The organism is Zhongshania sp. (assembly GCF_041584495.1).
GTDB lineage: Bacteria > Pseudomonadota > Gammaproteobacteria > Pseudomonadales > Spongiibacteraceae > Spongiibacter.
On record NZ_JBFHDY010000009.1, the window covers coordinates 38,960 to 59,555 of the forward strand.

16 protein-coding genes are annotated in these 20,596 nt (G+C 51.6%); 6 read left to right on the top strand and 10 right to left on the bottom strand.

Features of this window, described 5'->3' with window-relative positions; genetic code table 11:
• Nucleotides 1-19 precede the first annotated feature (19 nt).
• Nucleotides 20-1,255 (bottom strand): ATP-binding protein, encoded by a 1,236-nt coding sequence (locus tag ABYP33_RS03120; protein ID WP_373088302.1) that lies wholly within the window; start codon nucleotides 1,253-1,255, stop codon nucleotides 20-22.
• A gap of 192 nt (nucleotides 1,256-1,447) precedes the next feature.
• Complete coding sequence (locus ABYP33_RS03125) at nucleotides 1,448-1,807, bottom strand: hypothetical protein (protein ID WP_373088305.1); 360 nt, start codon at nucleotides 1,805-1,807, stop codon at nucleotides 1,448-1,450.
• Nucleotides 1,808-2,263: 456 nt separating this feature from the next.
• Here ABYP33_RS03125 and traF point away from each other — a divergent pair, with 456 nt between their 5' ends.
• Nucleotides 2,264-3,394 (top strand): conjugal transfer protein TraF, encoded by a 1,131-nt coding sequence (traF, locus tag ABYP33_RS03130; protein WP_373088307.1) that lies wholly within the window; start codon nucleotides 2,264-2,266, stop codon nucleotides 3,392-3,394.
• Between the two features lie 20 nt (nucleotides 3,395-3,414).
• Here the strand turns inward: traF and ABYP33_RS03135 are convergent, their stop codons facing one another.
• A complete protein-coding gene (locus tag ABYP33_RS03135; protein WP_373088309.1) occupies nucleotides 3,415-5,019 on the bottom strand; it encodes a GMC oxidoreductase in 1,605 nt (534 codons plus the stop codon).
• A 100-nt stretch (nucleotides 5,020-5,119) separates the two neighbouring features.
• Between ABYP33_RS03135 and ABYP33_RS03140 the strand changes: the two genes are divergently transcribed.
• Nucleotides 5,120-5,767 (top strand): TetR/AcrR family transcriptional regulator, encoded by a 648-nt coding sequence (locus ABYP33_RS03140; protein WP_008252114.1) that lies wholly within the window; start codon nucleotides 5,120-5,122, stop codon nucleotides 5,765-5,767.
• Nucleotides 5,768-5,898: 131 nt separating this feature from the next.
• A complete protein-coding gene (locus ABYP33_RS03145; protein ID WP_373088329.1) occupies nucleotides 5,899-6,609 on the top strand; it encodes an alpha/beta fold hydrolase in 711 nt (236 codons plus the stop codon).
• Nucleotides 6,610-6,695: 86 nt separating this feature from the next.
• On the opposite strand, the gene ABYP33_RS03150 is transcribed toward ABYP33_RS03145, so the two are convergent.
• The 4 genes from ABYP33_RS03150 to ABYP33_RS03165 all read right to left on the bottom strand — a co-directional run bounded on the left by ABYP33_RS03150 (nucleotide 6,696) and on the right by ABYP33_RS03165 (nucleotide 12,532).
• Nucleotides 6,696-7,049 carry a YkgJ family cysteine cluster protein gene (locus ABYP33_RS03150; RefSeq protein WP_373088311.1) on the bottom strand — a complete coding sequence of 118 codons (354 nt, stop codon included), beginning with the start codon at nucleotides 7,047-7,049 and terminating at the stop codon, nucleotides 6,696-6,698.
• Between the two features lie 124 nt (nucleotides 7,050-7,173).
• Nucleotides 7,174-7,941 carry a M48 family metallopeptidase gene (locus ABYP33_RS03155; protein WP_373088313.1) on the bottom strand — a complete coding sequence of 256 codons (768 nt, stop codon included), beginning with the start codon at nucleotides 7,939-7,941 and terminating at the stop codon, nucleotides 7,174-7,176.
• Between the two features lie 27 nt (nucleotides 7,942-7,968).
• Nucleotides 7,969-9,483 carry a response regulator gene (locus ABYP33_RS03160; protein WP_373088315.1) on the bottom strand — a complete coding sequence of 505 codons (1,515 nt, stop codon included), beginning with the start codon at nucleotides 9,481-9,483 and terminating at the stop codon, nucleotides 7,969-7,971.
• The gene (locus ABYP33_RS03165; RefSeq protein ID WP_373088317.1) at nucleotides 9,473-12,532 is read right to left on the bottom strand and encodes a cache domain-containing protein; all 3,060 of its coding nucleotides are present in this window, start codon (nucleotides 12,530-12,532) and stop codon (nucleotides 9,473-9,475) included. Before ABYP33_RS03165 ends, ABYP33_RS03160 begins: the two co-directional genes overlap by 11 nt.
• A 196-nt stretch (nucleotides 12,533-12,728) precedes the next feature.
• Between ABYP33_RS03165 and ABYP33_RS03170 the strand changes: the two genes are divergently transcribed.
• Entirely contained in the window at nucleotides 12,729-13,346 is a 618-nt protein-coding gene (locus tag ABYP33_RS03170; protein WP_184461163.1) for a response regulator transcription factor, read from the top strand.
• On the opposite strand, the gene ABYP33_RS03175 is transcribed toward ABYP33_RS03170, so the two are convergent.
• Genes ABYP33_RS03175 through ABYP33_RS03185 form a run of 3 tightly spaced genes read right to left on the bottom strand, consistent with a single transcriptional unit; the run spans nucleotide 13,343 to nucleotide 16,965 of the window.
• Entirely contained in the window at nucleotides 13,343-13,669 is a 327-nt protein-coding gene (locus tag ABYP33_RS03175) for a YqcC family protein (protein ID WP_373088319.1), read from the bottom strand. The two genes, ABYP33_RS03170 and ABYP33_RS03175, sit on opposite strands and share 4 nt — an antisense overlap.
• 5 nt (nucleotides 13,670-13,674) lie before the next feature.
• A complete protein-coding gene (gene dinG / locus ABYP33_RS03180; protein ID WP_373088321.1) occupies nucleotides 13,675-15,798 on the bottom strand; it encodes an ATP-dependent DNA helicase DinG in 2,124 nt (707 codons plus the stop codon).
• The gene (locus ABYP33_RS03185; protein WP_373088323.1) at nucleotides 15,799-16,965 is read right to left on the bottom strand and encodes a 1-acyl-sn-glycerol-3-phosphate acyltransferase; all 1,167 of its coding nucleotides are present in this window, start codon (nucleotides 16,963-16,965) and stop codon (nucleotides 15,799-15,801) included.
• 298 nt (nucleotides 16,966-17,263) lie between these two features.
• On the opposite strand from ABYP33_RS03185, the gene ABYP33_RS03190 reads away from it, so the two are divergent.
• Nucleotides 17,264-17,860, top strand: coding sequence for a cysteine hydrolase family protein (locus tag ABYP33_RS03190; RefSeq protein ID WP_373088325.1), 597 nt, complete (start codon nucleotides 17,264-17,266; stop codon nucleotides 17,858-17,860).
• 21 nt (nucleotides 17,861-17,881) lie between these two features.
• A complete protein-coding gene (locus ABYP33_RS03195; protein WP_373088327.1) occupies nucleotides 17,882-20,458 on the top strand; it encodes an ATP-binding protein in 2,577 nt (858 codons plus the stop codon).
• The last annotated feature ends 138 nt before the right edge of the window (nucleotides 20,459-20,596 follow it).

Below are 20,596 nucleotides of genomic sequence, written 5' to 3' on the forward strand. Positions count from 1 at the left end.
CGGCACGCCTTAATGACGGCTATGCCGCGGGCAAATACACCCGGAACTCACAGCCTTTATCCAACTCACTAATAATATCAATGCGGCCGTCACACTCATCAAGAATGCGTCGACAAATGGCCAAGCCGATGCCCGTACCCTCGTAGTCACCCTCTCGGTATAAGCGTTCAAATACGCCATATACTCGGGACTGATAATGACTGGCAATGCCGATACCATTATCGCGGATATAAAACCCCACCTCGTCCTCGCCGGCATCGTCCACGGGGCCGATTTCCACCACCGGCGGCTTTTGATCGCGGCTAAATTTCACCGCATTATCGAGCAGATTCGATAGCAATTGATACAGCGGAGTCGGCGACATATTCACCGTGCCTAATGGCTTTCGATGCAGCTCGGTGGCGTATTTTTTCATGTCACCGCCATGCTCAACAACGGCGCGGTCGAGATACTCATCCAAGGCCAATGACGTAGCTGGCACCAGCGACTGGGTGGCGCAGTACTGTTGTAAATCGTCGATCATCTCAGTCATGCGTTGGGTCGTCCCAACCATGGTCTGCAGCCACTTCGACTCATCCTCTTGAAGAGTTTCACCTAAGCGTTCATTCAATAGCTGACCAAATACCGAAATAGAGCGCAACGGCTCTTTAATATCATGAGCCGTTACCTTGGCGTACTCCTCCAATGCGATATTAGAGCGTTCCAATGAAGCATGATTCTTTTCCAACAAGGTCTTCATTACGCGGGTTTCTGCCAGCTCTTGAGTTCGCTGCGCGACCAATTCCTCGAGGTCTTTCGTTAAGTGTTCAACCTGCTGCTTTTGGCGCCGATTTTCGTCGACCTCTTCTCTAAGCTGTTGATTTAATGCAATAAGCTGCACATTACTAGGAATGGCCAGGGCCCTGGGAATCAGCGGCCAAACCACAATCGCCGTGCCCACCGAGGCAATAGCGGTAATTAACTTGACACCGCCACTAAGCCAATAGGCGCCATACCAAACATTAAAGATGTTGACGAGATGGGTGGCGCCGCAGGCAAAGATGAAAATCGCAAACATCACAAATATGTAGTTAAACTTGAGGTCATCGCGCTTTCGCACTAAATAAACGAGGGCAACAGGAATAGTGAAGTAAGACAAACTTATCAGCACATCACTGATAACATGAAGACGAACCAAATTTTCATTCCATAAATAGCAATGCCCATGGGGCGGCATTTCCGGCCCCAATAACTTGTTTAAAAACTCATTAGCCATAATATAACCGAGCCTGTGTACGCCACGCTCAATTGCGCAATTTACGAATTTGGGAAATTACCTCCTCCAATGCCGTTACAGCAAGGGAGTCCTATGCTAAGTAACCGGGGAATTCACTTAGATGAACCCTGAACGCAGTGTCACTCCCCATATATTTAATAATAGTGCATTATTGCCTAAAGTCATCGTCGGCTAGAGAGCCTTCGCAGAGTTTGCCGAGATTTTAGTTGGGCAACTGCAATCCAAATGCAGGTATTTCGCCGTTATGTGCCAGTAAAACTCCTGGGGTTGGCGCTGACCTTCCGTACAACTTCCGCTGGGGAAATACGGCGCGGACAATGAAAGGTGTTTTGCGTAACCTAGAGCCGTCGCAACAATCGGCACCCCCGCTGCCCCAGCAATGTGATAGTAGCCGCCCTTCCAGCGGGCGACCTTACTGCGAGTGGCCTCCGAGACGATAATCAACACCACGCCATCGCGTCTCGCCAAACACATCTGCCATTTGCGCGACAAAATTATGTTGGCGACTACGCCAAGCCAACGCAATAACATTCCCAACGGCCCAACAAATAACTGGGCTTACCCATAAACCGAATTTGACGGCCCAAAGCACTCGTCACACCCACCATAATAAAGAAATCCCAATTGCTGGTATGAGGAGCAAGTATTAGCACATATTTTCGGGGTGTCGCTGACCCACTGGGTCATTGCCCGCCTCGCAGTGTTAGCAGCTTGCCACTGACGCGCCTCACTAAATTTAGCCGCCATGGGCAGCTGCAAATGGTTTTGCACTGGCCATTAGCCACTTCCGTCGCCAAAATTTTGTTAAACCTCACCTATCGCCCACCGGAGTCACGCCTTATGGCGAGATAGCACCCGGTCGAATATTACACAAAATCAACGTAATGCGCTTGCTCGGGGGAATACGCTACACTATTCTGCCATTCAGTATCCTAGGCCAAGTCCAGCGCGGGCAAAGACGGCCCGAATAAGAATGGAGCCCCACTTTTGCCATTATCACTTCGCAATTTATATTCCTGCTTATTTGTCGCTGGCCTACAGCCCCTCTCCCTGGCCGCCCATGCGACCACGCCACCGTATCAACTCGCCGCCGTGCAGCAAAACCCAGCGGCGCTTAACCTTCGCGACGACATCAGCGCTACCATATTGCAGATGGACGGCTATATTTTCATTGATGACAGTGACGAGCTAATTTACAGCCTTAAGAAGGCCAACGACGAAGGCCGTGCTTTAGAGGGTCGCTCTAGGGGAATTTTGGTGATACCCGGCGATGAGGCCGAACTAGTACAACGCCTAGAAGAAATGGGGGACGACACCAATAACTTAGCCGCCGGCGGTCATTTCACCCTAAGCACGTCATCGCCAGCCTGGCATATTGTTGGCGGTTCAGAATTTAGCGGAAGTGCACGCTTTAACTATGATGAAGACGACGCCAATCGCTTGCGTTTTGCCACGCTGGTCGGCCTGTTCAGCTTTGGTGAATTACAGTCGTCTATGGAGGTCTCGGCGCTGTGGTCAAATTACCTGGGCCTAAATTACCGTTTTAACATTGATGGTTTTGCCAACACCCAATTTGGTATTACCCCAAAAATTCAAAATATCAGCCTTATTGAGCGCAGTATTCTTATTTCTGAATACGAAGAAGAAAAACTATTCGATTCCGGCCGCGATGTCGACCATACCCTTCAGCTCAATGCCGACCTTGGCATAAGGCATCAACTAAACAGATGGGTACTTGGCCTGGCAATAAAAGATATTTATCAGCAAGAAATGCAGAGCACGATTGGCACCGTTTACCAGCAACGCAGCCAAGTTAATGCCAGCATTGACTACCAAGCAACGCGGGCGACATGGCGACTTGATGCCGACCTCACGCCACAGGCCGCTTTCGGCGAAATGCCCGCCCAGCGCGTTTACAACTTAAGGAGCGCTATTCCTCTCAGCCAACGGATAACACTCTTGTTGGGCTACAGCTGGCTAAACAACCCCTACGGTGACGACAGCCCTTCAATTGGCCTGCATTACAACCTCGACCAGCTACTACATATCCATGCCGAATTTAACTATGTTAGCAACAATGAACTGGGCGGCAGTATTAATCTCCAGCTGCCACTTTAGATTTACACCACATCAACAACCTAGGCTTTTTGCGGAATAAAGCTCATTGCATGCTCAGTTAGCGCCGTAATGGTGAGCGAGGGATTCACGCCAAGATTCGATGACAGCATCGACCCATCGCACACCAACATATTGCGGTAGCCGAAAACCCGGTTTTGGCTGTCGATCACACCTTCTTCACGACTTTTACCCATTCCGACACCACCCATACAATGCGCGGTAGCAGGAATATTGAACAAGACCTCGCTAACCAAGCTGCCAGCCATGCCGCCAAGGCGGCGGGCAGTGCGCAGTGCAAATTCACTCGCTTCAGGAATATGCGCGGGAATCGGTTCGCCAACACTGACCATGCGCTTGCGCCACGGCCAATACCAGGCTCGGCGATACTGCATATCAATATGACCGTCGAGGGTTTGCATACACAGAAATATGACCGTCTGCCGCGCCAAACCAAAGGGGATCAGTGAGGCGACAGCTTGTTTAGGCGCCTTAAATAGCAATTTCAGCATGGTGTACAACCACACAAACACCCGGCGCCAGTTTGGCTTGCCACGGGTCATGGCAGTGACCAACAAGCCCATGGCATCGGAGCCACGGGGGTAGCGGGTGGCTTCAATATGGGTTTTGTCGTCGAGGTAAATACCCGAGCCAATCGCAATACCCTCATCCATATTTTGCTCGCCGGGCAGGCGCACGCCAATTAATGATTCGGCATTGGTTCTGACTCTACGGCCAAGTTCCGGGGAAATATTCGGCAGCGAGCCCTTATCCCGAAGTTTAAACAACAGGTCTTGGGTACCAAGTGACGACGCCGCAAACACCAGCGACTTAGCCCGCCAGCGCCGCTTATGGCGGCGCAGCAAAGACGTGCTCGATACCGTGGTAATTTCATAACCGTCTGCGCCGTCGACCTTACCATTTAGCGGCACAACATTAATCACTTTGGTTTCGGCAAAAACCTGCGCGCCCTGCTTTTCGGCAAAATACAGATAGTTTTTATCTAGGCTATTCTTGGCGTTGTGTCGACAACCAACCATGCAGCCGCCACAGGCAATACAGCTATTACGCTCAGGGCCTTCACCATTAAAATAGGGATCAGGGTATACCTTGCCCGGTGCCGCACCCTCATCACCAAAAAAAACACCCACCTGGGTTTTGTAAAAACTTTCACCACAGCCCCAATCATCTGCGGCTTCTTTTAATAAATGGTCCGCAGGACCAAGAATACGATTTTCGGTCACGCCGAGCATTTTCTGCGCACTGGCGTAATGGGCCGGCATCTCAGCTTGCCAGTCTTTTAAGCCCGCCCAACTGCCCTGCTGCCAAATTTCTTGCTTGGGTACCAGCAAGGTATTGGCATAGGTAATCGAACCGCCGCCCACGGCATTGCCGTGCAAAACCAGTACGTGCTTAAACCAGCGCAAATTGAAAAAGCCCTTCATACCCAGCATGGGTCGCCACAACCAGCGATGAAAATGCCAGTTAGAACGCGGATAAGTTTCGGCGCTCCAGCGTCGGCCCATTTCCATCATGCCCACGCTATAGCCTTTTTGGGTCAGGCGATGGGCCGCCGTAGAACCGCCAAAGCCGGTGCCGATTACTAGATAATCAAAATCGTAGTCCACGTTTTATTCACTCTCTCGCATTGTCCGCTGGCGCGCCGACAAATTTGACATGACTTCGTGTCACTTTACATCTAACAGCACCTCATGTCAAAATCAAAAAATGACCAACTCCCCTACCAAACCTCGCCGGTATCGCGGCGCCAGCGGCGACCAACGGCGCGCCGAGCGCTGCCAACAACTCTTGGACGCTGGCCTCAGTGTTATTGGTGATGTCGGCTACCAAGCCTGCAGCGTGCGCAGCATTTGCGCCGCAGCCGGATTAACTGAACGCTATTTTTACGAGTCATTTGCGAATAAAGAAGCGCTGCTGGCCGAAATCTATCAGGCGCAAACAGACTATTTAAAAGCCAATATGCTGGCTGCGTTTACCCGCGCCGAGCGCAATAGCGAAGCCTTTGCCCACGCCGGACTACACGCTTTTTTTGACACACTGCATCAAAACCCGGCGGTTGCTCGGCTATTATTGTTTGAGATTCTCGGTGTTAGCGACACCATCGACAGGCTTTACTATGAGGTAATGGAAGACTTTGCGGTATTGATCCGCTCACTCGCCAGCTCGCTCGGACTGGCCGATATCGCGCACACACCCAACCAAGACATTATTTACGCGGGCTTAGTGGGGGCAGTAATTCAAATTGCCCGCCGCTGGGCGCTCACCGACTACCAAGACAGCGTCGACGCCGTAATTGGCAGCAGCCTCTTCCTATTTGTGGCAACCGCTAATTACGCCTCACCAGCCACGCAATAAGTCTTCACGTAGCGAGCCAATCACGGCTTGTATTCAGCGCCGCCAAGCGTCAAGGTAAGCGCACTATTAGCGACGCGTTCTCAAATGCCAACGACCTTATATCCAGCCTCCGCCAGCACCTTGTCGCCGATATAGAACACATTCGGGAACATCTTAATATAGCGCGCTGGTTGGTATTTGGTGGTTCTTGGGGCGCGAGTTTGGGGCTGCTATATGCCCAGGCTCATCCTCAGCGGGTGAGCGGTATGATTCTGCGTGGCAGTTTTTTGGCCAGAGAGCAGGACTTATTTTGGTTTGCCCAGCACGGCGCGAGTGAGGAATTCCCGGAAGCGTGGCAGGCATTTATAAAAGACATCCCGCAAGACGAAAGACACGATCTGGTCGCCGCCTATTACCAGCGCCTCCATCACGGCGACAACGATACCCAGTTAAAATACGCCGCTATTTGGTCGGCCTGGTCTGGCAAAGTCGCTACCTACAATTTAGGCCAGCGTACTAACAAACATTCAAATAACAACACCATTACAAACGAGGCCCAACGGCAGGTCGATCCTGCCCTCGTTAGCAAGGTTAAAATAGAAGCCCACTACGCCCAGCACCGCTATTTTATTGCCGAAAACCAAATACTCGACAATCTTCACCAGCTACCCAATGTGCCGGTAACGATTATTCATGGCGAATTAGACAAAACCTGTTTGCCCGCCGCCTCCCGCGCCCTTGCCGCCGGCATTGCCAACAGCGAACTCATTCAGCTTGCCGACACCGGCCACCTCATAGAAGAAGCCAATATGATTACCGCCTTGGTGGACGCCACAGATCGCTTTATCAGAAAATTAAATTAGCGTCCCTCACAAATCAGTGCGGCCATTATTGATCCACGCTGACAAACCTATACCTATTCAAGGAAGATCAAAAAACTAATGATCAACTACACCAAAACTTGCCTGGTATTAGCGATGTAGTGATGAACCTGCCGCTCAACCTCAGGATCGACCATCTCGACTGGGCGCCGATCATTTGGGCAGGGCATACGCGGGGTAGTACCAAACAAACGACAAATCAAAGGCCGTTCGCCGTACACCGTGCAGCCCTTAGGCCCGAGGTGTACACAGCTCAACTCACTTAGGGCCGTTTCGTGTTCAGCATCGGTTTTTACCGGCAGCCGCGACATTTCTTCAGAAGACGTCGTTACCGGACCGCAGCAATCATGACAACCCAACACACATTCAAACGACGGAATACGCTCGCGCAGCCGCGCGATGATATCTCGATTTTGGTACATTTATTTCTGCCTTATTAGCGAATTCCAACAAATTTGAGCAACGCTAGTGCATACCAATTATCAATGCCCCCTAATTACCGCATGGACCATCACCTAAATTTGTTTACTATTGCAATAGCCACAATCACTCCCGAATAATCACTCCGCCGTAGGCTTCTAGTTCGGCTTTACACTCACGCCACTCAGGCATTGCGGCGTCCATTAAGGCATAAAACCGTGGACTGTGATTAAACTCCTGCAAGTGACAGAGTTCATGAACTATTACATAGTCAATACAGCGCTCGCTGGCTTTTATCAGATGGATATTTAAACACAGACGACCACTGCTAGAGCAGCTACCCCAGCGCGAGCGCATTCGTCGCAAACGCAATGCTGGCACTGTATTTACCCAAGGTAATTGAGCCGAAAAAATAGCCAGCCGTTGCTGAAAATGCTGCTGTGCCTGTTGGCAATACCATTTTTGCAATAAGCGGCTAATGGCATCGGGCGAACTGATTTGAACTAGCAGTTCGCCGTCAACAATGGCGACTTTCTGACTGCTGGGCGCCAATTCTGCGCCAGTGCGCAAAACATAGCTGCGCCCTAAAAATAAATGGGCTTCGCCGTCAATAAAACGAAAGCCAATATGGCGGGGCTGCTCTTGCAACTCTCGTCGACGCTGAACAATCCAGTCACTATTGCGAAAGATCAGCCCGTCGATTTCCTCGCGCCGCGCCGCAAAGGGGGCGCGCACGACCAAGCCACCCTCAACATCAAGCTGCAAACTTAATTTACGACGACGGCGCCGGCTGCGAATTAGAGTAACATTGAGGCGCTGCCCCCCGATGCAAACGCTGCGCTGCGTCCTTTCTTCGGTATTTCCGCGCAATAAATCCTTAAGCGAAGCGCTCATTTTCCTCGACTCATAAAGGAGATTGCATCACAGGTGAGCGGGAAATTCACAATGGAATATCGCGCCGCCACCGGGATTATGTTCGTGACGAATACCGCCGCCATGGGCCTGCATAATCGACTGGCAAACAGAAAGACCAATCCCCATGCCGCCCTCTTTGGAACTCACAAAAGGACTAAACAGCTGCGCTTCGATTTCAGGCGCCAAGCCCGCCCCGTGATCGCCCACACTGAAGCACACCATTACCCCCTTAGCGTAGGTTCGCACTTCAACCGGGCTGTCATTGCCGGCATTGGCGGTGGACTCCATGGCATTGCGAATCAAGTTCAATGCGACCTGCTGCACCTGCACTTCATCGACCTGGATATCTGGCAAATTCTCCCCGCCGTGTAAAACCACCGGTATCGCGTTCACGCGAGAATCGACCTCTGCCAGTGCCAGCACATCTTCCAGAATGCTGTTTAATTCCAGTACTTCACGCTCACCGGTCGGCTTTTTAACATAGCTGCGCATCCGCTGGATAACCGCCGCGGCGCGCTCGGCCTGAATCGCGATCTTGCCTAGAACATCGTGCATTTTTTGCCGTTTGTTTTCGGGAATATCCGCCAATAGCCGCTGGGCCACGCGCGCGTAGTTTGTCACTGCGGTCAACGGCTGATTCACTTCGTGAGCGATACCCGCCGCCATCTCACCGCCAGTACTCAGGCGCTCAATATGGGCGAGGTGCTGGCGCTGACTGTCTAATTCGCCTCGCGCTGAATCCAGCGCCGCTTGACTAGCCAACCATTCGCTAATGTCGCGCAACACTAACACAGCACCGCCTTCCTTGCGCGGCGACGCACTGAGCGCAACATGAACAACATCACCGTTACGCGCAGTTAATTTGGCACTCTCTTTACGCAGACTAACCCCTCCTTCACACAGCAAAGTTAGCGCTTGATTTAACCCGTTATCATTCGGGAAGAGTTTTAGCTGGGCAAACAACTCACCGACGGTATCTGTAACTGCGCAGCCGGTTAACACCGCGGCTCGTGCATTCATCGACGTTACTCTACCCTGCACATCTAAACCGAAAATACCTTCCTCAACCGCATTCAAAATACGTTGATTTTCGTCTTCAAGCTCACTGTTGCGGCGGGCGAGCGCGCGCTCTAAACGCTGTATTTTAACGTGAGTGCGCACCCGCGCTAAGACTTCGTCGGTCTGGAAAGGCTTTGCGATATAATCTACACCGCCAATGGCCAGCCCATGAACCTTGGATTGACTATCGGTGACCGCCGACAAAAAGATAATGGCAATGTCTGCCGTGTCGGGGTCGGCTTTAAGCCGCTCACAGACTTCAAAACCGTCCATGCCGGGCATCATTACATCTAACAAGATCAAGGCTGGGTGCGCACGCTTTGCGGTATACAGTGCCGATTCACCGTCTCGTGCCGCCAACAATCGGTAACCGCTACCTTCTAAGGTTTTAAATAAAACCTGCAAATTAGTCGGATTATCATCGACCAGCAAAACCTGCTCGCTACCCAGCTCATGCGCCATTCAAACTTACCTCACCCGATGCTTGGCGAAGTAGGCGCGCCAAATTCTCAAAATCAAACTCACTTAAGAGCTCTTCTGCTTCTTCAACAAAACCAAGGCACTCTGGCCGACCACGGCGCAACTGCCCCAGCAACTCACGACTTCCTGTCACGTCGCCGAGATCTACCGCCATTAGCAACTCCTGCAAATCGCAATATGGGGGCAATACCACGCGCGAGCGTGGCGCCTCCACATCCGGCACGATCACTTCCGCGGCGCTGGCAAGGGCCTCGTCTCCGCAGGTACTCGCAACGACTTTTAATAGATCATCAATGCCAATGGGCTTGGGTAAAAACCCGTCGCACCCCACTTCAACAGCCTCGGCCATCATGTCTTCGTCGGTTGTAGCCGAGGCCATGATGATCGACACCCCCGTCATCTTAAGTTCCTGTTTAATAACCCTAGTCGCCTCCATGCCATCCATTTCAGGCATGCGCAGATCCATCAACACCAATTGCGCGGTGCGCTCTTTTAAAAGCGCGATAACCTCAAGACCATTAGCGGCCTCGCGGATGTCATCGCTAACATCTTCGAGCATGCCCAGTAAAACATGGCGATTAATTGCAACATCATCGGCGACAATGATTACGGGGTTATTGGTCACTTTTGCCAATACGTCTAATTCCGGTTCCGCCGTCAGCTCAATTTTCTCACCTGGTTCACTGACTTTAGAGACATCCAGTAAGGGGATCTCAAAATAGAAACAGCTGCCCTTGCCGAACTCGCTACTCAGATTTAAATTACCGCCCATTGCCTCAACTAGGCGACGACAAATGGCCAAGCCCAAGCCCGTGCCTTTGCCGTCTTGCGGATTTACTTGCCGGAAAGGCTCAAAGACGTCCCGCAGTTTCTCGCCGGGAATCCCCATGCCACTATCCTGCACACTGAAGAGTAATACGTGACGACCCAGATCAACATCGAGCTTGAGTTCAACGCGGCCTTTAGGCGTAAATTTAACGGCGTTATCAAGTAAATTAACCAGTACCTGACGCAACTTCACTTCGTCGGCTTGCACGGTGTGAGGGACGTCGGCCGCGACATTTACGACAAAGTCCAAACCCTTTGATTTGGCGCGATGGCCGACAATATCACTGACGCTGGACACAATTTCGCTCAAGTCATTGGCGCGGTAAACAATATCAATATTACCGCTTTCAATTTTCGCCAAATCCAATACATCGTTAATTAAGGTCAGCAGATGCTTGCCGCAACTTTCAATAGCCCGCAAATATTCTTGACTGCCACTGGGCACACCGGCGTCCCGCTGCAACAACTGGGCATAGCCCAAAACGCCATTTAAGGGGGTGCGCAATTCATGGCTGACACTCGACAAAAATTGGCTCTTGGCGTGCAGGGCGTCTTCTGCCGCAATACGCGCATTCACCAGCTCTTGCTCTATGCGCTTGCGATCAGTGACATCGGTCATAATTCCCATCGCGCGGATCGGCTTATCGTGGGCATCGTGTTCTACTACATCACCACGGCTGTATATCCAGTGATCGCAGCCCGACCGATCTTTAACCCGAAATTCAACGCTATTCCCCGTTGCCAAGCCCAGCCAGCTGTCCACCGCCGAGGCAATAATTTGCATATCGTCGTCATGGGCAATATTTTGAAACGCAGCAACGGGATAAGGCTTAGCGGGCACGTCGTAACCCAGCATGCGGAAAAAACTCTCACCCACAGTAACCAACCCGGTCTGCAAATCTAAATCCCAAAGGTGGTTATGTGCGGCGTCGAGGGCGAGTTGAAAACGTCGCTCGCTCAGTTTTAACGCCCGCTCGGTCTGAGTGCGCTTTTCCACCATGAAATTAGCTTCTTCAGCTAATTTTTGAAACTCAGCAAAGGGCAAGCGCTTAACATCAATCGCGGTTGAGCGCTTACTCGCATCGGCAAAAAACTGCTGAAAAATAGTAAAACCTGATTTACTTCGACGCGCCAACCAGCGTGCCGTCAAGGTTGAGAACACCATTAGGGCAAACGCAATTATCACAATAAATCGAATATGCTCTTTTACGCGCAGCTGCAACGCGGCATGCTCTTGCCCGAGCTTAATATTCAGTTCATCTAAGAACACCCCTGAGCCCAAAGTCCAGCCCCAGGGCTCAAAGTGGCGAATATAGGAGATTACCGGCTTATTCTCGCCATTTTGGTCAAGCCAACTCAGCTCGGTGAATAGACTGCTGTCAGCGCCACTGACCTGTGTGCTCTTTTGCACAATATTCGGCATTAGTGCTCCGACACTGGCAGGGTCGTAAGCATTGACCAACTGCCGCCCGTCGTTGTCGACCACAAACATAATAGAGTTGTCTGGATCGATGGGCACCGCCGCAATTCGCTCAACGACTTCGCGTTTCAAGCGACTCACTTCATCGCGTAGATAAACGCTGGCCCCCATATAGAGGTCAAGAGGTTTGTAGTAGTAAACAAAGCTAAAATTGCGCTCTGTTGCGCGATTGTTGCTGTCAGTAAAGCGGTATTCTATAAAGTCGTAATTTTTGTCTTTAATCGAATCCGTAATCTGACTAGAAAACGCATTAAGGGCATCACGATCTGATATTCGCTGACTGCCTTGGGGGTACTTCGGCGCCAAAATTGACTTACCCGCGCCATCAAACAGAAAGAAAAAGCCTTTGTTATCGAGAAAGCTCAAGGAACTCATTGTTGCCCGCAATCGGCTAATTTGCGCCGCGCGGCTCTCGCCGACGAACTCTTTACGAGTGGTTTCGATTAACGACAAACCTACCGCAACCTGCTGGCGCAGATCGTTGTACAGCTGCCGGTTAAGCTGGGTACGTTTAAACTCCAGGTACTCCATCGCCTTATCGACTTCACGGCGCAAAAGTTCGCGGCGCGACTCGATATAACTGTCACGCCACGCCTCGCTCTGCTGGGTATAGCGCTCGTATTCCTTGGCGATCCAGATATAGCCAAGGATCGCCAAGGGAATCGCTGACAAAGCGACTAGGCTTATGAGATATATCTGTACTAAACTGCGCTTAGTACGCATGCGCAACCCTTGTTGTTGTTGTATAACCAGCGCAAGTGTTTCTTGCGATTTATTGAGACGAAAGCTTATCCAGTCTTAACACTTATCGCCAGTACCATTCACCTAAAACGTGAATACATTAATTAAGCACAGCAATAGCTTAGGGTTTCATGATAGCCTAAGCATACGATAAAACGGTAACCGCCAGGACGGAATCATGACAGCAGAAGCCACGGTATACCTCGTTGAAGACGACGACGCGGTAAGAGATTCACTCCAAATGGTCTTGGAATCGGTCGGCCACAAGGTCGCCAGCTATTCACGGGCCGATGCCTTTTTAGAAGATTACAGCGTAGATATGGCTGGCTGCATGGTATTGGATATTCGCATGCCAGGCATGAACGGTATGGAGTTACAGCGTCAACTCAATGCCCGCAACTCCATTTTGCCCATTATTTTTGTCACCGGTCACGGCGATGTCCCCATGGCTGTTGATGCCATGCAGCGCGGCGCCGTCGATTTTGTGCAAAAGCCCTATCGCGAAGAAGAACTGCTCGGCAAGATTCAGCAGGCTATTACCGCCGACATTGAAAATCGCGCCGACTTAGAAGAGAAACACAAAATTCGCGCCAAATTGGCTGATTTAACCCCACGTGAAACTCAAGTCATGGAGCTGATGATTGAAGGCAAGGCGAATAAAGTCATCGCCTATGACCTCGACATCAGTCAGCGCACGGTAGAAATCCACCGTGCCCGTGTGATGGAGAAAATGGGCGTGCGCTCATTGGCCCACCTCGTCCGCATGGTAATGGCCGCAGAAGAGAGCAACAGCTAACGATTGCCACCAAGCAGCTCGTCCATCCGCACCAACGCGCTCAGCAGCCCGCCCACCGGCAGCTGTTGACCGCGAAAATATTCCTGCGCCATTGGCGTAATCCCGCATGCATTGGGCAGCGCCTGCTGCTCTGCCACAAGAAAGTGGATCTTGGGAATAAAGATGAACTGCAGCCATTGGGTAAAACTCAGGGTATCCACCGCAAACGGCTGTTCGCTGCGCAATGCCTGCGACGCAGGCGCTATCGCATCCCAACAGCCGATTTGACGCATCTCAGCTTCAATATCAATTAACACTTCCGCAACGTGGTGATAATGGCTCATCGCGCCTACTCGATAATTTGACGATAAGGCGGCATAGACGCCAGCATTTTGCGGCCATAATGGCGACTCACCATTCGTCGGTCAAGAATGGTAATACGCCCCGTGTCGGCCTCATTGCGCAGCAGTCGACCACTGGCCTGAATCAAACGCACCGCCGCGTCTGGCACGGTGATATCCATAAAGGGGTTACCTTTGTTGCGGCTGACCCACTCGGCCAAGGCTTCTTCAACCGGGTCTTCTGGTACGGCAAACGGAATTTTCGCAATCACCACATGGCTGCAGTATTTGCCGGGCAAATCGACACCCTCGGCAAAGCTGGCCAGACCAAAAATCACGCTGCCTTTGCCGTCATCCAAGCGCTCGCGATGGCGACTGAGAATTTCGTGTTTGGGTAAATCGTCCTGCGCCAGAATGCGAGCCTGCCAGCCAACCGACAAGCCTTCTCGCACCGCGCGCAATTGCTTGCGGGAGGAGAACAACACCAAGCTACCCGCACCCGCATCTAATAAGGTCGGCAGCATCTCGATAATGGCGGCGGTATGCGCTTCGGCATTACCGGCATCGCAATCCATGGCAGGAATATACAACTCCGCGGCTTCCGCGTGACGGAAAGGACTGGGCACGACGTCAAAGCTCGCGTCTACGTCCAAACCCGCGCGCATACTAAAGCGATCGAAACTGCCTAGCGCAGTCAGCGTGGCGGACGTCAGTACCGCGCCGTAGCAGCGCGACCACAATGCCGATTTAAGCGCATTAGCCGCAAGTATTGGACTGGCGTTCAACTCAACATCAAATAGCCCCTGTCCGGTTTCTACTAGCGCCAGCCAGCGGGCATTGGGTGGCTTCTCCTTCGTTGCATCGCTGGCGTAAGATCGCCACAGCGCAGCGGCGGATTCCGCCCGAAAACGCGCCATCGACACCGTGGTTAGCCACTGCTCATTGGCCTCGTGGTTCCCGCTCAGCTCATTATTGTCCATGCCGTCTTGCAGGCTATCGATGACCTTCTCGGCCTGCTTAATAACCTCACTAAAACCCGCCAACAAGCTTTTGGCGTGTTCCGCCAATACCGCGGGCACTATGCCGTCAGCAAAGCGCACACTTTTTATGCCTTGGCGCTCCTGCGCACCGTCGAGCAAGCCTTCCAAGACGGGCCGCAACGGAATAAGCCCCCGCCGCACCGCAATCAATTGGCTCAATAAGCTTTCAAGTTCACTGCGAATACTATTGTCCATGGCCGGCAGCGCAATCATGGCGCTTAGTGCCCGCTCTATTTGCTCCACCCACCGTTCGGTGGCCGCCAACCGGAAGTTAGCGCTAAAGTGATTAATCACTTTGTCGGGCAGGTGATGCGCCTCGTCAAAGACGTAAATACACTCTTCCGGCGGCGGCAGTATTGCGCCACCGCCCAGCGCCAGATCGGCGAGCACCAAATCGTGATTGGCAACAATGACGTCGGCCTGGGTCAAGGACTCACGGGCCTTAAAGAAGCTGCATTGCTTGACATGGCTACAGCGCCGCCCAGTGCACTGGGCGTGGTCAGTGGTGACCCGCGCCCACTTATCGTCGGCGATAACGGTCTGCCAGTCATCGCGATCACCCGCCCACTTACCAGTGGCCATCTGTTTGGCAAAATCAGTATACAGCGACAAACTCTCAGCATCTGGCGCAGCCATGTGCTCGTCAATATACAGGGGTAGCACTTTGGCGTCCGCGCCGGACAGCAGCTGATCTAGCTTAGACAAACAAATATAGCGGCGGCGCCCCTTAGACAGACTAATTGAGAAGTGCAGACCGCTATTGGTCAGCACATCTGGGAGGTCGCGGTAGATAATTTGCTCTTGCAGAGCGACGGTGGCCGTGGAGATCACCAAGGTTTTATCGCAGGCCTTGGCTATGGGCACCGCCGCAAGGGCGTAGGCCAAGGTTTTTCCGGTACCCGTGCCCGCCTCGATTACACAGAGATGGTCGCCACCGCCGCGCTGGTGTTCCTGATTACGTTTAATACCACCCAAGGTTCGGGCGATATGGGCAATCATTAGACGCTGCCCGTAGCGGGCTTTGAGATTTTTTACATCCAAAAACTGCCGATACGCTTCCTGAATGGTCTTTTTCAGCTCGTCCGTGAGCACCTATACGGCCTCGACAACAATCCGCAGATCTGCGCTACGCAATTGGTTTTTGACAGGATTGGCGTAAATTTCCATGGCTTTTTCGCGATACTCGACCGGCATGTGGCTGAAGCGCTTTTCAAAGGCAACATGATCGGCTTGGGTGAGCTTTGGCACGCGCGCTAAGCTCATCCAATTGTCATCGTTATAAACCCGCTGATACGCGATAATATTGCTCGGATGCAGGCGATACTGATCAATAATAATTTCATCCAATGCTGCCGCGACCTCAGCGGCATCACTAAACTCGCCTTTTAATGGCGCGCCGAAGGCAACATGAACATTACCTTTGTCGCCCACAATACCGGCCGCAATGCTCTTTAAATCCTCATGTTCAGCTTTTTGATAGCCGCCGTCACGGGCAATATGCACCAATTCTTGGGCCTTGGCCGCATCCAGCGGATCCCACTCATAAGAGATCGAGACCGGCACGATATTCAGCGTATTAATGTAGTCAGAAAAACGCTCCTCAGGCTTATTCTGCGCCATGCCAATCATTTTAATCACTGCGGCCTCGGTCGCGTCATTACCATCTTTAGCGCGGCCTTCGCGCTGGGCAATCCAAATTGAGCTGCGCTCGTTTAACAGCGAAAAGCGTATATAACTCGCCAATTGGCGAAAAGCGGCCAACATCTGCCGGGGGCCGCGAGCAGAGCGACGCACAATAAAGCTTTTGTTCAGCCGCATTAAATCAGCGGCAAAGGGTTTGGAGAGTAAATTGTCACCAATCGCGATACGCACGGTGTCGCGCTCATGATGATATAGCGCGTAGTTAACAAAGGCTGGGTCTAAGGCAATGTCGCGGTGATTGCTAATATATAAATAGGCTTGGTCTGAATCGAGATGCTCCAGACCAGAAACTTGGAAACTCGTGGTACTGCCTTCAATCATGGCATCCATATAGCCTTTGACGATCCACTGAAAATCGGCAACATTGGCAATGCCCTTCATCTCACGCGCCAAATACCAGCGCAACAATGGTCGAACTAGCCATGGCAACGCCTTACTTAAGCGCGGCATCCGCAAGCTGGCAATGATATTGAGCATTTCCGGATCCACCAATAGTTTCGCCAATACCGGCGCCACTTCGTCGTCGTGGTAGGGCCGTATTTCAGCGAAGGTATCCATTGCTCTGTGCTCTCACAAATATAAAAGGGCGTACAATAAAGGATTCAGCCGCAGGCGTCATCTCCTCGCCGCCGCAAACGGGCAATTTTCCAAATCTTCTCACTAAGCAAGGCAATTTAAGAAGCAAATTGCAAAAACGGCAAACCGCGCACGTAACAAGAAACATAAAAAATCATTAAAACAATAAAAATCAATAACTTAAAAATAAAAACACCCTTGGAATGCAAGTTGCTTCTACATATGCAACTTACAAAACATCACGATCAAGGCATTCAGTATTAACCCAAGGGAGCCAGCCATGAAAACGCCAACACGCACCGCATTACTGCTTATCGGCTTTCAAAACGATTACTTCGCCAAAGAAGGTATTTTGCACTCGGTAATAGAAGAGTCCTCGCGAGTTAGCGGGGTGTTGCAAAATACCCTTACGCTGCTCGATGCCTCAGCGGAGCAATTTGACCTGATTATATCGACACCCATTCTGTTTACCGACGGTTATAGCGAATTAGACGATCCCGTTGGCATACTTCGCACGATAAAAGACGTTGGCGCCTTTAAGGCTGGCCAATTCGGTTCCAAAACGATACCTGAACTCGATGCCTATAAAGACATTATCACCGAAATACCCGGTAAACGCGGCTTAAACGCCTTTTCTAACACCCATTTAGAAGCTCTTTTACGCGAAAAAGACATTGAGCGCCTGGTACTTGCGGGCACGGTAACATCGATATGCATCGACTCGACCGGCCGCCACGCCGCCGACCTCGGCTTTAAAGTAACGATTCTATCGGACTGCACCTCAAGCCGAACGATTTTTGAGCAGGATTTCTACTGCGAAAATGTGTTCCCGCTCTATGGCAGCGTCTGCAGTTCATCTACACTGAAGGTGGCATAAAATAAAATCAGAGGGCAGTAAATGAGCGCCACCGACAGCGAGCGTGAGCTTTTGCTCCAACACCGCATGGTTGAAGAGCTCGCAGCCAAACATCAAGAATTCCAAACCCTAACAGACTTACTGGAAGAGGTTGTTTTCCGCTGTGACAACAGCGGCAAATTAACCCTACTAAACTCCGCCTGGACCCGCAAAACTGGCTGGCCAGTTAATGAATGCCTTGGTCGTCGCTTAGTCGAATTTGTCGACGACGGCAACGCCATCAAGCAATTAAATAGTAATCTCACTGACAGCGAACCACTGATCAGCGAATTGCGTATCGCCAGTCGCTTTGGTGACATTAAGACCTTTAGTATGCGCGCTCGACGCAGCGGCAATACGTGGTACGGCTCACTTTACGACGTCACTGAACTCCACCTGGCCATGGGCGCTTTAGAAGAGAGCAAAGAGCAAGCCAGAAAGCTCGCCCTGGTCGCGAGCCGCACCGACAACTTAGTGGTTATTTCTGATGCCAAAGGACGTATCGAGTGGGTTAATGAAAGCTTCACCCTCATTACCGGCTACAGCCTACAAGAGGTGCGGGGCAGATCACCGGGATCTTTTTTACAAGGCCCGCAAACGGACCACAGAGCCATTGAGCAAATGCGTAACGGCCTAGCCCAAGGCAAGGGATTTAACGTAGAAATCGTTAACTTCAACAAAAATGGCACACCATATTGGCTGGCCATCGACTGCTCCCCGGTGCTCAACGAACACGGTGAACTCGTCAATTTTATTGCCATAGAGCGGGAAATCACCGAACGCAAACAAGCTGAACAAGCCTTGCGTGACAGCGAACAACACTATCGCAATATTTTAAACACTGTCAGCGAACCAATCTTTTACTGCGACACCAGACTACAAATTCACTTTGCCAACCCTGCGTGGCAAGCGCTAACGGGCAAAATATTTAATAGTGATACACCACAAACGCTTCACGATTTTATTCACCCCGAAGACATTCCATTACTGACGCAAGCGCGGGACAATATTTGTGCCGGGCTACCGCCAAGCCGTCAAGAGCTGCGCTTATGCGACCGCCACCAAAACTGGCGCCGAGTTGAACTGCTGCTGTCGAGCAACGGCCACTCCAAGGGCGGACGCACTCAGCACCTTACTGGCGCACTCTTCGACGTCGACGAACGTTGGCAGCAAACCCAAGCCATTTTACAGTCTATGGCCGACGCCGAAGAGCTATCTAAATCACGCACCCGCTTTGTGGCAAATATGTCCCACGAGATCCGCACCCCGCTCAACGCTATTCTCGGTATGGGCTCAGTACTTCAGGAAACCGATCTCACGCCAGAGCAACGCGGGTATTTAGACACCCTGTGCAATGGCGGCAAGGCCTTGTTGGCCTTAGTAAACGATGTACTCGATTTATCTAAATTAGATTCTGATGAAATTCAACTCGAGAATATCGAATTTAACTTCGGCGAGGTATGTGAGGAAGCCGTCGATATTATTGCGGCGCGGGTTGAGGAGAAGAACCTCACGCTAACGATGCACTGCACACCCAGCGTCCCGCAAATCACCGTTGGCGATCCCCACCGCATGCGGCAGCTGCTAATCAACCTTCTCGGCAATGCCGTGAAGTTTACCGCCCAAGGCGGCATCACCATTGCCCTCGATTGGCAGGCAATAAATAACGAGCACGGTAGATTACGTCTCGATATTATTGATACTGGTATCGGTATCCCCGAAGATCGAATTTCCAGCTTGTTTAACGCCTTCATTCAGGCCGACACCTCAACAACTCGCCGCTACGGCGGCACCGGTCTTGGCTTGGCAATTTGCCAGCAAATTTGCACGGCGATGGGTGGCGAGATAAACATTACCAGTACCGTCGGCAAAGGCACAACTTTTCACTGTCGGCTACCCCTTAACACGATGACATTTGCATCGCCGCTGAGCAAAAACACGTTGCGAGGAATAAACCTTGATGAGCGCAGTCAACGAGTAAGCCAGTCGCTGGCACACTGCATGGCTTATCAATATGAAGCCGAGTACGCCGAAGGCGCTCGTAGCAGCCTCAGCCTAGTCTCTGCAGACGGCAATATTCTGAGTCTAAGCTCACCCCAAAACAACGCGGTGTTAACACCAAATCGACTGCTGCGTAAACTTCAAGCGCTAGACAAACAATCGATTCGACCGTCTATACCGCAAACCGATCGCGGCGACTCCGCGCTGCGAATTTTGATTGCCGAAGATTCCATCCCCAACCAAATGGTAGTGGATGCGATGCTTAAACAGCTAGGTTATAAACACGTCGTTATTGTTGCCAACGGCCAGCTCGCGGTAGATGCCGCCAACGGCAATAGTTTTGATTTAATTCTATTGGATATTCACATGCCGGTTATGGACGGCCTAAGCGCCGCGAAAGCCATTCGCGAAAATTTGCAGAACGTGACACCAATGATAGTTGCCGCGTCGGCCGATGTCACCACCGATGCCCGCAAAGAAGCCGGTGATGCCGGCTTTGACGACTGGCTTCCTAAGCCCTTCACCCGAGAACTACTGCAGGCGCTGCTCGAAAAAACCAGCGCACAGTTAAATAACTAAGATCGGGTAGGAGGCGGAATCACTTCCGCCGTCCTCCCACACCACCGTACATACGGTTCCGTATACGGCGGTTCATATTGTACTCATGAGACGACGATACTGATCCACTAACGAGATCAGCCCCAGTTGATCAAAACG